9 protein-coding genes are annotated in these 13,977 nt (G+C 59.2%); all 9 read left to right on the forward strand.

Annotation, left to right across the window (positions count from 1 at the left end):
• The first annotated feature begins 371 nt into the window (after positions 1-371).
• Positions 372-1,577, forward strand: coding sequence for a DUF1559 family PulG-like putative transporter (locus tag Pan189_RS00540; protein WP_375154895.1), 1,206 nt, complete (start codon positions 372-374; stop codon positions 1,575-1,577).
• A 203-nt stretch (positions 1,578-1,780) separates the two neighbouring features.
• Positions 1,781-4,675, forward strand: a complete 2,895-nt coding sequence (locus tag Pan189_RS00545) for a glycosyltransferase family protein (RefSeq protein ID WP_145362026.1) — start codon at positions 1,781-1,783, stop codon at positions 4,673-4,675.
• A 132-nt stretch (positions 4,676-4,807) separates the two neighbouring features.
• Positions 4,808-7,795 carry a YfhO family protein gene (locus Pan189_RS00550; RefSeq protein WP_145362027.1) on the forward strand — a complete coding sequence of 996 codons (2,988 nt, stop codon included), beginning with the start codon at positions 4,808-4,810 and terminating at the stop codon, positions 7,793-7,795.
• Between the two features lie 9 nt (positions 7,796-7,804).
• The gene (locus Pan189_RS00555) at positions 7,805-8,752 is read left to right on the forward strand and encodes a tetratricopeptide repeat protein (RefSeq protein WP_145362028.1); all 948 of its coding nucleotides are present in this window, start codon (positions 7,805-7,807) and stop codon (positions 8,750-8,752) included.
• 22 nt (positions 8,753-8,774) lie between these two features.
• Positions 8,775-8,918 (forward strand): tetratricopeptide repeat protein, encoded by a 144-nt coding sequence (locus Pan189_RS21585; RefSeq protein ID WP_145362029.1) that lies wholly within the window; start codon positions 8,775-8,777, stop codon positions 8,916-8,918.
• 38 nt (positions 8,919-8,956) lie between these two features.
• Entirely contained in the window at positions 8,957-10,789 is a 1,833-nt protein-coding gene (locus Pan189_RS00565) for a hypothetical protein (protein ID WP_145362030.1), read from the forward strand.
• Positions 10,786-11,835: a glycosyltransferase family 2 protein gene (locus Pan189_RS00570; RefSeq protein ID WP_145362031.1), complete on the forward strand. Its 1,050-nt coding sequence runs from the start codon at positions 10,786-10,788 to the stop codon at positions 11,833-11,835. Before Pan189_RS00565 ends, Pan189_RS00570 begins: the two co-directional genes overlap by 4 nt.
• A 1-nt stretch (position 11,836) precedes the next feature.
• The gene (locus Pan189_RS00575) at positions 11,837-13,180 is read left to right on the forward strand and encodes a glycosyltransferase (RefSeq protein WP_310820891.1); all 1,344 of its coding nucleotides are present in this window, start codon (positions 11,837-11,839) and stop codon (positions 13,178-13,180) included.
• Positions 13,177-13,911, forward strand: coding sequence for a class I SAM-dependent methyltransferase (locus Pan189_RS00580; RefSeq protein WP_145362033.1), 735 nt, complete (start codon positions 13,177-13,179; stop codon positions 13,909-13,911). Before Pan189_RS00575 ends, Pan189_RS00580 begins: the two co-directional genes overlap by 4 nt.
• Positions 13,912-13,977: the final 66 nt, after the last annotated feature.

The raw sequence follows: 13,977 nt of genomic DNA on the forward strand, positions 1-13,977 counted from the left end.
ACCGGAAGCGGTGCCGAACACGGTTCGCCCGCTCTCGGATGCGATGGCCTGACCTTTGGTGTCAACCGTCGCCAATCGTGAGGTGGCCTAAATTTTTCCCCCGAGGGTCTTGACGAAAATAGAGATTTCGAAGTTCATCGAACTCTCACGTCAGGCTCAAACGGTGTTCACAGGCCGCCGTACTCTACGGTGCACACAAGCGAAGAGTTCCCCATTGCGGGGCTCGATATATCCGGGGAGGATCCCCGGTCGCAGATCGATCTGAATTGTGTTGAAGAACTGAAGTAACGACGAACAACGGCAATCGCCCCGCCGCGAAGAGGGCGATGAACTTCAGCTGTTCCCACTACCTCAAGAAAGGTACCACAGCTATGCGTAAGGGTTTCACCCTCATTGAACTTTTGGTGGTCATTACGATCATCGCGATCCTCGTGGCTCTGGTCACGCCCGCCGTCTTCGCCGCCCGCGAAGCCGCCCGTGCCGCCCAGTGCCAAAACAACCTGCGTCAGTTCGGTGTCGCGCTGCACAGCTTCGCAGTCAACGACCCGCGCGACCGTTTCTGCACCGGTTCGACCGACTACTTCCGTGACGGTTGCCCGGACACGTACGGCTGGGTTGCCGACATCGTCAACCTCGGCACCGGTAACGTCGGCGACATGCTCTGCCCCGCTTCGGACTTCCTCGGTCTGGAAAAGTGGAACGAGCTGATCGGTTCGGAAAAGGCCTCCAACGGCGGCTACTACGGCAAGGACGGAAACACCTTCCCGTTCTTGTATGCGGGTTTTTGTACCTTTATCGGTAACCAGAACTCCACGCCGTTCACTGCAAGTGACTCAGGCACTGTGACCACGACGAACGGTACCGTTCTCAACGGCATCGCCAGCACGATTCTGTCGCGTGGCTACAACACGAACTACGCCTCGAGCTGGTTCCTCGTCCGCGGCGGACTGAACGGCACCGGTCAGACCGGATCAGCCACCAAGGGTAAGGGTGGTACGACCGGCCCGATGCGTTCGAGCAAGCTCGAAAGTGCCGGCGTCTCGGGTAACGTCATCGGCTGGCTCGGCTGTGGCTCGCCGGGCGACACCGGCGAAGCTCTCGCCCGTGCCGAGTTCGACGTCGACGGCGACGGCAATAACGACATCTTCGTCGGTGATCGTCTCGGCGAAACCAGCAACGACGGTCCTTCGGTCATCTCCGGTTTGGGGATTGCCGACGGTGCGTTCACCACGACCGCCAATGTGACCGACTCGCTTGACGCTTACCAGACGAATCCGGGTAATGTCAACGGAACCACCACGAGCCTGATTCTGCAGGACGTCCGGGACTGGTACGCCTGGCACGGCGTCGGCTCGAAGAAGAAGTGTAACATCCTCTACGCCGACGGTTCGGTGAGCCAACTCGTCGACGAAAACGGTGACCTCTTCTTTAACCCGGGCTTCGACGTGACCGGCCTTCTCGAAATCAACACCGGCTACCGCGACAGCACCGTCGATCTGCCGCCGGGAAAGATGTGGAATGCTGTTGAGCTTCCGGGCTCGAACATCATCAAAGGCGCCTTCGAGAGCATTCCGTAGGTCATCCTACAAATGCAATAACGGCTTCTTTTAAGCACTGCGGGGCAGCCGGGTTCGACCCGGCTGCCCTTTTTGCTTCGGTGATTGCAAGAGTATTCTTCCCGGTGATTCGCTTCCGATCGTTCGGTCGTTTGCGTTCTCGACGTGCGTTAACTTTCTGTTCCACTGGCGGACTCGCCCCGAACCAAGCGTAGCGATTTGTGATGCGTGCACAGCCGCAGCGAATTCTCTTCTCTCTCGCGCGAGACTGGCCGCTTCATCTCACGCTAGTCGCGCTCACCGCCGTCGTGTTTCGCGATCTTCTCTTCCGGGGGCACCTGTTTGCCCTGCGGGATGCGTCGGCGTTTTATCAGCCGCTGACCCTTCTGGTCATCCAGACGCTGCAGAGCGGCGAACTACCGTTGTGGACGCCACTGATCCACGCCGGGATGCCGCTGCTCGCTTACCCCACCTCGACGGTCCTCTATCCGCCGAAACTGATCTTCCTCCTACTCCCGTTCCAACCCGCGGTGGCGGTTTACATCATCGGGCACGTTCTGCTCGCCGCGTACGGGATGAACTACGCGACAAGGCGGTTCGGCGGTCCGCCGCTCGGGGCCGCCCTCGCGGGGCTGAGTTATGCGTTCGGCGGCTACGTGCTGTTTCAAACGACGAATTGGGTCTTTCTGTGCGGGGCGGCGTGGCTGCCCTTCGGTCTCGTCGCGGTGGAGCGTGTCGTTCGTCGCGGCGGACGGGGCGACGTCGTGCGTCTGTCACTCATCCTGACGCTGTTCGTGCTCTGCGGTGATGCGCAGACCGGCTATTTGCTGGGCATTGCTGCAGCGATTCTGCTCATGATTCGGGTCCTTCGTGTTCGCGGCCGCGCCGGTGGCCTCACGCGGGCTGTGCGGAAAAGGCGCGTGTCCCCCGCCCCGCGCTCGCGACGCTGGTTCGTCCCGCAACTTCTCCGCTTGAGTACCGCGGCCCTGTTGGCGATCGGGCTGTCCGCCGCGCAATTGTTGCCGACGTTGGAACTTGTCCGGCGAAGTGAACGAGCCGAGGACGTGGTCCCCCGCTCGATCTGGGGCGTGTCGTCCTTTCTATTAGCGGCAGAGTCGCCGCGGCGGATCGATACAGGCAAGCCGGCCAATTGGTACGACGCGATTCTGGGTGACCCGCCCCCGCCGGCGAGGCACGACGTGCAGCGCTGGTTGTTCAGCGTGTCGCCATTCGCGACCGCCACGCTGCTATCACCGTCGATTCTGGGGCAGCCGTTTCCGAACGCAGCCGAGTGGGGGATTCACGTCGGCCTTCAACCGAAACAGGTCTGGGTCCCGTCACTCTATGCGGGTCTGCTGACGGCTGTCGGAGGCTTGCTGGCGTTGCGTTTGCGGACCGGGCGGACTGTCGACCGGTGGCTTAGTTGGACGGCTCTCGTTTTCCTTCTCGGCAGCTTCGGTGTTTACGGGCCCGTCTGGCTGTGCAATTTCATCGGCGGCGTCAGCGGTTTGGAGCTGCGATTCACCGGCGGTATCGGCGGCGTTTACTGGTGGATGAATACCTTCCTGCCGGGATTCGACGCGTTCCGCTTCCCAGCGAAATTGATGATCCTGTTCGCCGCTCCGCTTTCGATACTCTTCGGCCTGCATTTCGAAGCGACGCTCCGCTTCCGATGGGCCGGCCGGATTCTCGCGTCGATCACCGGCCTCGCCGTTGTCGCCGCGCTCGGTGTTTGGCTGTCGCCCGACCTGTGGACCGAATTTTCGATGGCAATCCTGAAGACTGCGTATCGCCTCGAAGGCACGATCAAGCCGAATGCCGAAGATGTCGCGACGCTCGGGCGGGGCCGGAATGCCGTACTCAAGAGTCTGTGCTTCACCTCCTGCGTCGGGGCCGCGCTGCTCTTGATAAGACTTCTTTGGCTGCGATCCGATGCCGCGTTAACGCTGCGGTCCGGATACGGAATCGGGCTGCTGGTCTTACTGGCGGTGGACGTCGGAACTGCGAACGCGTGGATGATTCAGACGGTGCCCGCTTCGGCGCTCCTCGATAAGCCACGGGCAGCCCGTTTGCTTGAAACGGCTCTGTCCGCGGACGAAGCGACCCAAGGGGCCGAGTTGCCCGTAAGAGTTTATGAGGACCGACGGGAACTGATTCACTATGGAGACCGGTTTCTTTTCGGACAGGCGATCGAGCGGGGCGAGGATCGCGCGGCGGCTGAGGTGACGATCAGCCACGGCTGCCTTTCCAACCTTCACGGTACGATCTGGGGCATCTCCCCGATGGTGAGTTCCGGCACTGTGACGCTGCCGGAATACCAAGCATGGCTGGAGCCGCTATCGATCGCCGGGGGACGGCGAACGGTCGCGCCGCGGCGGGGGCTCGATCTCTGGGGCGTCGACGCGTTCACCTTCACTTGGATGGGCGATCGCCCGGCTGCCGGAAATCTGGAATTACTCAAACAGTGGCACCCGACCGGACAGGATCCGTCGCCGTTCGTCCCCGGGGGGGAGCCGACCCCGTCGCTCAGTTCTGCGGAACCCGCCCGCAACGCTTATCTTCGCGATCTCCGACTCAACCCGTCGGCATTCCCGCGGGCGTGGGTCGTGCATGACGTCCTGCCGCTACGACCGCTGCCCCGCTCCGAGTGGGCGAAATATCAGCCCTTGATGCAGAAACTGCTCTACCCCGGAGAGAACGCGCCCGACCTGCGGCGATTCGCCATTGTCGAAGACGAAGCGCTCTTCAAAACGTGGGGCGGCAAGCGGCACCGCGAACCCGTGCCGAACGGGAGGCCGGAGTCGATCGCGATTTCAACGTACGAGCCGACTCGTGTTCGGCTCGAGGTGGAACTGGCGGCACCGGGGCTTGTGGTTCTCGCAGACCAATTCTATGCCGGATGGACTGCCACACGCGAAACAGCCGACGGTGAGACCACTGGTGTCCCTATCGTAAGAACGAACCGGGCGATGCGAGGGATTTATCTGCCCGAGGGTCGCCATCTCGTCACCATGACGTACCGCCCGCTCAGTGTCACAATTGGCAGCACTGTCAGCGGTCTCTCGTTCATCCTCTGCTTCGCCTTCGCATTGACGCGGCGGCGCGGGCGGCGAAACTGATCCCCACGGCGGAAATTCCTTTTCCTTAAAAAGTCGACTACGAAGGCTCTCCGGACTCCCGGTTCGCGGCGATGTCGCCTGTGAAAACGGTTTTTTAAGTCTTCCTTCGAGTCGGTGAACGTTGAAGTTGTCATGAACCGTCCAAGCCCGACCGTCGATTCGGCTGCTGCCGAGTTGAGATCGCCCGCTCGATCGGGCCGCGTTGCGCATGCGGTGTTTTGGGGTGTTCTGGTCGCGCTCGTGGTCCTGGTGTTCGGTGACAGTCTGCTCGGGCGGTCGGTGCCGGCGGTGCGGGACTCTTTGCACTTTTACTTTCCGCTCAACCGCCTGATCGTCGAATACCTCGGGGCGGGAGAGTTGCCCCTTTGGAATCCGCGGATTCACGGGGGACTGCCGCTGCTCGGGTACCCGACGGCCGCCGTGCTCTATCCGCCGAAGGTGCTGTTCTTCCTTCTGCCTTTGCCCGCGGCGGCTTCCTGGTTTCTCGCTTTGCACGTCGCGGGCGCGGCCGCGGCAATGCGGTTTCTGGCTCTTCGACTCGGTGCGGTGCCCACGGGGGCCGCGGTCGCCGGGCTGTGCTACGGCTTCGGTGGGTACGTCCTCTTTCTGACGAGCAATTGGGTCTTTTTGTGCGGCGCCGCATGGATGCCGTTGGGGCTCCACTTCGGGTGGAACGTCGTGAAGCGTTCACGGTTGCTCGACGGTGCCGGCCTCGCGTTCGTGCTGGCAATGATGGTCTTCGCCGGCGATTCGCAGACGGCGTACATGCTCGGCGTGATGCTCGTATTTCTGGCCGTGCTGCGGAGTGCGCGAATGGTCGCCATCGGTCGGCGGCTCAAAGGAGCATCCGCCAAGATGCAAAAGCGACCTCGACCGTCTGAGAAGAAACCGAGTCGGCTGAGTGAACTGCGCCCACTGTTCCTGCCTGTGCTGCGTCTTGTCGGAGCGGCCGGGGTCGCGGCGGCGCTGTCGGCCGTGCAGCTTGTCCCGACCATGGAGCTGGTCGCGAGAAGTGAGCGGAGTGTCGTGCAGGTTCCCCGCTCGATCTGGCAGGTCCCGGCCTTCCTGTGGGAGTCGGCGCATGAACCACGCGTCGATACGGGACGACCTCCGAACTGGTACGACGCGATAATCGGCTTTCCGCCCCCTCCGGCCTTTCACGAGTATCAGACCTACGGGTTCAGTTACGAGCCGGTGCGGATGCCCCAACTCATCTGGCCGTACCTCGGCGGGCGACGCATGCCGGTCCGCGCAGATTGGGCGACGGCCGCCGGACTGATTACCGGCCATTACTGGGTCCCCACGATCTACGCGGGAAGTTGGACGTTTTTGGGGTTTCTGTTTGCCGCGCAGTTCTTTCGAGGAACCCTCCTACGGCGATGGCTGTCGTGGTCGGCGATCCTGTTCTTCCTCGCGGCTTTCGGCGTCTATGGGCCCGGCTGGGTGCTCGGATTTCTTCAGGGTGACGACGCCGTCAGTCAGCAACTCCGCGGCGGCATCGGCGGGGTCTATTGGTTTTTCGTAACGCTGTTGCCCGGTTTCGCATCGTTCCGATTCCCGGGCAAAATGCTGCTCGTCCCGCATCTGTGCGCGTGCCTGCTCGTCGGGCTCAGCTTCCGGCAATTGCTGGTCCATCGGAACCTTCGCAACGTGCTTCTGGTCGTGGCTGCGATCAGCGGCGTGGGGCTGGTCGCAGTGTTTCTAATGGGCGACCGTTGGTTCGATCTGATGGTCGCAGTGCAGCGTGTGACCGGTGCTCGGACGGGCGGCGGGGACCTGTCTGAATTGGAGCAGTCCGTGTTCGCAAACGGACGTCTTGACGTGATGCGGTCCTTCGCAATTGGGCTGGTCGGCACCTCCCTTTATGCGGGCATCATGTCATTCGCCGGCGTGCGTGGGCTTAGCAGAGGGGCTCGACTCACCGCGATCGCATTTCCGGTTCTTGTCGGAGTCGACCTCTTCGCCGGTAACAGCTGGATGGTACAGCGTGTCGAGTCAGAAACGTTGATGCGTCCGCCCCTTGTCGTCGAATTGATGGCCGCAAACGGGGGAATGCCGCCGGAAGACAAGCCCGAAATTCCCCGGCGGCTCTACCTCGACATCGATAAGCTGATCCGCACCGGCGACGGCTTCCTGTTCGGTCAGGAGGTTGGCGAAGATTGGGACTATGTTCGCGTCGAAACGACCACTGTTCACGACGGCGGGATGAACCTGTCGGTGGTGCCGTGGGGTTACACGCCGATGTTCACGGCGGGGACGATTTCAGACGCCACGTACGAGTCGATGTTCGACAACCTGACGTTTCTCGATGCCGGTCGCGAAGTCGGCCCGCGACGGACGATGGACCTGTGGGGCGTGAAATATTTCATCTTCACGGACGGCCCGCCGGGGGCTCGGGGAAGCGCAAACGATGCGTACCGCTTCGCCTGGGGCGAGGCGAGCCGGCGTCCCGCACCGTTCCTGCCGAGCGGGCCTCGCCTGCCCTCGCTCGTCGAATCGCCTCCGGAAGGCGATCTCTTTCGGGATGTGATCGTCAATGAGAGCGCGTTCCCCCGTGCTTGGCTGGTGCACGACATCGTGCCGATCGAACCGGTCGAGATCGATGCCAGGTCGAAGTGGTTGCCCATCGTCAGGAAGCTCATTTACCCGCAATCGGGAGCTCCCGATCTACGAAAGCTGGCCGTCGTCGAAGATCCGGAGTTGGCCGGCGAGCTCGGCTCCGGCGTCACCCGCTTCCCGGTGCCGCGTCCGGATGAGGAGTCCGTCGAAGTGGTGTCGTATCGCCCGAACGAAATTGTGATCGACGTAGTGCTTTCGGGCCGCGGAGTGCTCGTGCTGGCCGACCAATATTTCCCCGGCTGGACAGTCTCAATCGCGACCGACGACGGGCCGCCGGTCCCGGGGCGCGTCGTGCGGACGAACAGGGCGATGCGGGGCGTTCCGCTCCCGGAGGGACGGCATCGGTTGACGTTCACCTATCGTCCGACGAGCGTAACGGTGGGGCTGGTCGGCAGTGTGCTCTCGTGGTGCGTCTTCCTCGCCTGCGTCGGCCGGGCGCGCTGGCCCCGTCGGAAAAAGAGCGACGCCGACCCGCGTTTGGGCGAGACGATTGCTTCATAGGGATTCCGCGTGAGTTACGTCCATCTATCAGGCTTGGTCGGCCTGCCCGAAGTCATTGCGGTCCTGCTGCTACCGACGGGGGTGCGCTTGCTGATGAGGCGTTCTTCCCGAACGTCCGGTCCTTCGCTCGCCGGTCCCGGTCCGGGCGGCGTAGTCGCCGTCATGCTGTCTCGCTGGGGCTCGACTTCGGGGGCCGTTGCAATTGCGGCGCTGGGCGCCGGCACTTTGTGGTCGTTGCGGCGGCGTCCGGCACTTGCTTTTCTTGGAATTTGGTTTTTCCTGACGCTCGCACCGACTTCGAGTTTCGTGCCGATACTCACGGAAGTGGGTGCCGAGCGACGGATGTATCTGCCGCTGATGTCGATCGCGATCGCGTTTTCCGCGATGCTGCTGGTGAGTTGCCGTTGGCTCGGCGGGACGGCTCGCCTGGCCCGGCCTCTCTATGTTGCAATGATCGCGGTCACAAGCGCACTGTTCGTCGGAGTGTCGGCCTCGCGTTGTGAAGTTTACGAGAGCCGCACTCGCATTTGGAACGATGCCGTACGAGCTCTTCCTGGTAACGATAGAGCTTGGAACAACTTGGTCGATGCGCTGATTGATGCCGGTGAACCTGCGAAAGCGCTGCCGGCGGCGAAGCGATTGATTCAGCTCGTACCTGAAAATGCACGGGCGAATTATCAGCTTGGTCGCGTCCTCCGAATGAACAAGCTCCCGGAGTCCGCGATCCCCGCTCTTGAAAATTCAGTCACGCTCGCTCCCGGCAATGCGGGATTCTATCTGGAGTTGGGCAACGCCTATCGGGATTCAGGAAATGAAAGCCAGGCGATCGCGACATTTGAGAAAACGATTAAACTCGATCCCACTTATTCGGAGGCTTACAACAATCTTGCGACACTTGTCGGCAGGACCTCTCCGGAAACCGGGTTGCATTATGCGGAGCAGGCAATGACGTTATGATCCGCAGAACGCCGAAGCGTGTGTGACAGCGGGAAACCTTTTCGCCCGGAAGGGAAAATTTGAGAAGGCCGTACGAGCTTACGAGACAGCCCTTTCGATCCGACCCGACTTTCCTGCGGCACAGCGAAATCTCATAATTGTACGTGACGCTTGGTCCGACAAATAAGCCAAGCTTGTGCCGGTGTGCTGACAAAAATGTTCGCGATGCATTGTTCGACAGCCCTGCTTTTTGGAATGGCGAACTACCTGCAAATACAGTCGTGGGTGTGGTCACCCGAGGTCATTGCGGCTATTGCTCTGCTGCTCACCGCCGCATTGATGCCAAAGTGGATGACGCGGCAGTTCCGTCGTGCCGGTTCTTCGCTTACACAGATCGGGCGACGTCCCCTGCTGAGTCTCGCCGCCGTCGGCATGCTCTCCTTTTCAATGGATTTAATCTTTGCCTCGATCGTCGCATGGCCAGCCCCCAGTTTTCACGACGAGTTCTGCTACGTCCTTCAAGGAGACACATTCGCACAGGGCCGGATGACGAACCCTCCGCTTGAGCATTGGGAGAACTTCGAAACGTTCTATGTGCTGACGCACCCGACGCGGCAAGCGAAGTATCCCCCGCTGCAAGGCTGTTTCTTGGCTTTGGGGCAAGTTGTGACAGGGGAGCAAATCGTCGGGGTCTGGTTGAGTCGCGCGCTCGCCGCCGCGGCAATTCTATGGATGCTGCAGGCGTGGACGACTCGGAAATGGGCAATCGCGGGGACACTGCTATTCATTCTTAATGACCGTCTGATCATGTGGTGGGGGCAGACGTATTGGGGTGGTGCTATCGCGGCTCTCGGTGGCGCATTGGTCTATGGAGCAACAATTCGATTGGTCAAACGACCACGCTGGTCTCACGGAGTGTTATTGGGACTCGGCCTGGTGACGCTCGCGAACAGCCGACCTATTGAGGGCCTAATTTCGGTAATCCCTGCGGGTGTCTGGCTCGGGATGACGCTTTTCGACACAAAGATCGATCGACGAAAATTTCTTGTTCGCTTCAGTCTTGGCGCCCTTGTCATCATCGCACCTGCAGCGATATTGATGGCGGAGTATAATCGCCAAGTGACGGGAGATCCGTTGACCCACCCCTATGTGGCTCAAGCTTCGCAAACCGGATGGAACGTCATTCAGAGCATTTTACCGAAAAGCCTGCGATTTGTCGCAGCCGGAGCGAAGCCACGCGAGGAGGTGAAATCGCCTTTTCGCGAATGGGTGGCCGCATCGGGCAGATGGGGCCGTGGTGACTCCAATATTATTGGAGTCCGTCTCTTTAAGCTGAACAATCGCCAGAGGGCCTTTTACCTGTCGCTCCCGCTGGCTCTCTCGCTCTTAGGATTACCGTGGGCTTTAAAGCGTCGGAAGAATGCATTCGCTTTCGTGGGCACCGCATTTGTCATTTGCTTCGTCGTTTGGCACGGCGCCGGAGGCTTCCCGCATTACTCGGCTCCGGCAACACCTTTAATCTTAGTCTTGATCGTGGAGTCACTGCGGAGACTATCTGCGTCGAGGATTGGTCCGTTTCGCACGCGATTGCGTTCCGTCGGTGAGCTTACAATTCCGGTGACGATTGCAATGTTCGTATTGAACCTGATCTTCATCTGGCCGCAAAATGCGCCGGGATTAGGTGCGCTATCGAAGGTAAAAGCTGAGATTGAATCAAAATTGTCGTCACGCCCCGGTAAAGATATGGTCCTGATTCAATATGCGAATTTTCCGTACCACATCGTGGACATGGAATGGGTCTACAATCAAGCAGATATCGACAAGGCCGACGTTATCTGGGCTCGGAGCGTCGGATCTGTTGAAGACGCTCAACTGCTTCGTGATTATGCTGATCGGCGGAACCTCTGGATCGCCGGCGTTCGGAACAGAACCATGCTCAGAATAGCGCGTGTTCCTGCGGAGTCGATTGATCAAGCGATCCGACTGCTGCACACTTCTAACCGCGGAGAAGCAATCGAAACGAAACGTCCCACTTCGTCGGAACCATTGCCGAAATGAAATTGGTTATACAGATCCCCTGCTACAACGAGGCCGAAACGCTTCCGGCCACTCTCGCGGATTTGCCCCGCCGATTGGATGGTATCGACGAGATATTAATTCTCATAATTGATGACGGAAGCTGGGACTGCACCAGCGAAGTCGCGCGGGCGCATGGCGTCGATCACATTGTGCGACATACACGCAACCGCGGACTGGCACGTTCTTTCAGCACGGGCCTTGATGCCAGCTTGGGGCTTGGTGCGGATATCATCGTCAACACTGACGGCGACAACCAGTACCGTGGCTCCTGCGTCAAAGACTTGATCAAACCGATCTTAAAAGGAGAAGCAGATTTCGTAATTGGTGATCGGCAGACCCAGACCATCGAACACTTTGCTCCAATGAAAAAATGGTTGCAGCGCTGGGGAAGTTTCGCGGTCCGGCAGTTGTCGAATACTGAGGCTCCCGACGCCGTTAGCGGATTCCGTGCGCTCTCACGCGAGGCCGCGCTGAACATCAATATTGTTTCATCATTTAGCTATACGATTGAGACCGTTATTCAAGCGGGTAGCAAGCGTTTTGCTGTGAAATCGGTTCCAATCGAAATCAACCCAAAGACACGCCAGTCACGGCTTTTTCGAAGTATTCCCGAATTCTTGGGACGCTCGGCGGCAACCTTAATTCGCATGTATGCGATGTATCACCCGCTGCGCATTTATTGGTCGCTAGGTCTCGCACTTGGGATCGCGGGAAGTCTGCCGATCCTGCGGTTTTTATATTTTTACGCCATAGGAGAGGGCGGCGGTCGTATCCAGTCCCTTGTCCTGGGGGGCACATCGCTCGTCTTATCGTTCTTGATGTTCATGATCGGGCTTGTGGCCGACTTAATTGCTTCAAATCGCCGGCTTGTCGAAATGTGCCTGACTCGATTGCGTGAGATGGAGGTTAAGATGGACGACGTTCAACTTCGAAGCAATCTCGATCAAAAGTCTGAGATTATTGGTAGTGCAAATGTTGACATAAATGCAGACGAAGCTCTCAATGCGGCTCAGGAGCGCACTTGATATGAGTCTCCCGGCTGCCATACCCGCGGTTCACAATCCGGTGTCCGATCAAGGTGACGAAAATGGTTCAGAAGTTGCTGCCAGTAATGAGGTAGGTCGTCTCCGGGTGCTGGTATGTGGCAGTACCGTCCCATCGCATCTGGAAGACGGGAGCCCGCGGTTCGTTTATGACTTGGCGGAAGCGTTACTTAAGCATGCCGATGTCAGCTTGCTGGCGCCCCATCTCCCCGGCGCTGAGAGAGCCGGTCGATTAGGCAACGTTCCGATCGAACGCTTCAGATACTTTTGGCCGGAATCATGGCAGCGTTTGACGAGTTCTGAAGGGTTAGGAATGCGGGAGCGGTTTCGCGCGTCGCTGCTTGCGAAGTCTCAAGTCCCGCTGTTCCTTTGGCGTGAGTCGTCCGCAATTCGCCGTATCGTTAAGCGGGATCGAATCGATGTCGTTAATGCGCATTGGTTAATCCCACAGGGTCTAGCCGCCGCGCGTGCCTTGAAAAGACTTCCTTCCGTTCAGCTGGTCACCCACATCCACGCGGGTGATGTCTATCTTCTGCGCCGGCTGCCGTTCGGCCGCTCAATCGCGAGGTCTGTCGTGCGGCGATGCACCGCAGTACTGGCGTCTGGGAGCCACGTTCGCGACACTCTCGACGACCTGCTTGGTTTTCCCTCGAATGCTTTGCTGCAACCGATGGGAGTCCACACGCGGCAATTTGCCAGAGATATGAACGCGGAGGGAAAGCATGTGCCCGAAGCGGCTCAATTCCCCAACGGATTTCTGGTCACCGTCGGGCGTCTTGTTGAGAAAAAGGGGACGAAGTATTTAATTGAAGCGATGCCGGAACTCCTCCGCTCCAACCCCGGCCTCGGGTTAATTGTGATTGGAAGCGGGCCCGAAGAAGCGAGTCTTCGGGAACAAATCAGTACGCTGGAGATTGAGCACAGCGTTCGACTACTTGGCCGATTACCTCACGCCGAGATTGTCCGCTATCTGCACGCCGCTCGCGTGGCAGTCGTACCGTCTATTATTGATTCCCGCGGCGAAACCGAAGGCATGCCGACAACCGTGATTGAAGCGATGGCAGCCGGAACGCCGGTTGTCGGCTCCCGCGTCGACGGTATTCCCGATGTGATTCAGCACGGCAAGAACGGCCGGCTCTGCGAGGAGAAAAACCCTTCCGACTTGGCGAAGCAAATTCGAGAAACGCTTGAAGAAACAGAGGATGAGAGGCAGCAAAAGAACAAGACTTTACAAATAGAAAAATTTGATTGGGCCGAAGTAGGGCGACGCTACGCTGAATATCTCTGTACCCCGCAGATCACCAAAGCTGAGGCGAAATTACAGTGACCGCAACCGAGTCAGCCATCGCTTCGCTGAAACGCCGCCGAGCCAAAATTGAGGACGACCTTACGACACGCGGCCGTGCCCACACTTATTCGCTGGCCCGCTATAATCTTCACCAGATGTTGACCGCTGAGATCAAAGAGCATGTCCGCGGTCATTGTCTGGACGCGGGGGCCGGACGCGGCCCTTTTCAGGCATTGTTACGTCGCGTCGCGACATCAGTGACAGCGATCGACGTCACCGAACGCCCGGGAATAACTGACGCCGTAGGCGACGTTCAATCAATGCCCGAGTTTGCCAATGAAAGCTTCGATAGCCTGATCTGCTCGCAGGTGCTTGAGCACGTACCGCGTCCATGGGACGCCTTCGCAGAATTCGCTCGTGTACTGAAACCGGGCGGCATGGCGATTATATCTGTCCCGCATCTTTCGATGATTCACGAAGCCCCCCACGACTACTATCGCTATACAGAATACGGGTTGAAGTCACTGGCCGAGCAATCTGGCTTCAGCGTCGTCGACATTTGCCCGACCGGAGGCCTAATAAGTTTCCTCGGGCATTTTGTGTCTCAGGTAACAATGACGACTGCGGGCGGACTGCCGATCATCGGCGGATTGTTCCGCTTGTTCAACTTGATTGGCTTGGTCTATTTGTTGTCGCTGCTTGATCGTCTGGGCGGTCTTAGAATGCTTTTTCCATGTGACTACTGTGCCGTCTTTCAGAAGAAGAAATAATATCAAATGTCGACCGCTTCAGGCACTGTTCCCGCGCGTAAAGCATCTGGTCGCAATTATAATTCG

Origin of the sequence: Stratiformator vulcanicus (assembly GCF_007744515.1) — a bacterium.
Lineage (GTDB): Bacteria > Planctomycetota > Planctomycetia > Planctomycetales > Planctomycetaceae > Stratiformator > Stratiformator vulcanicus.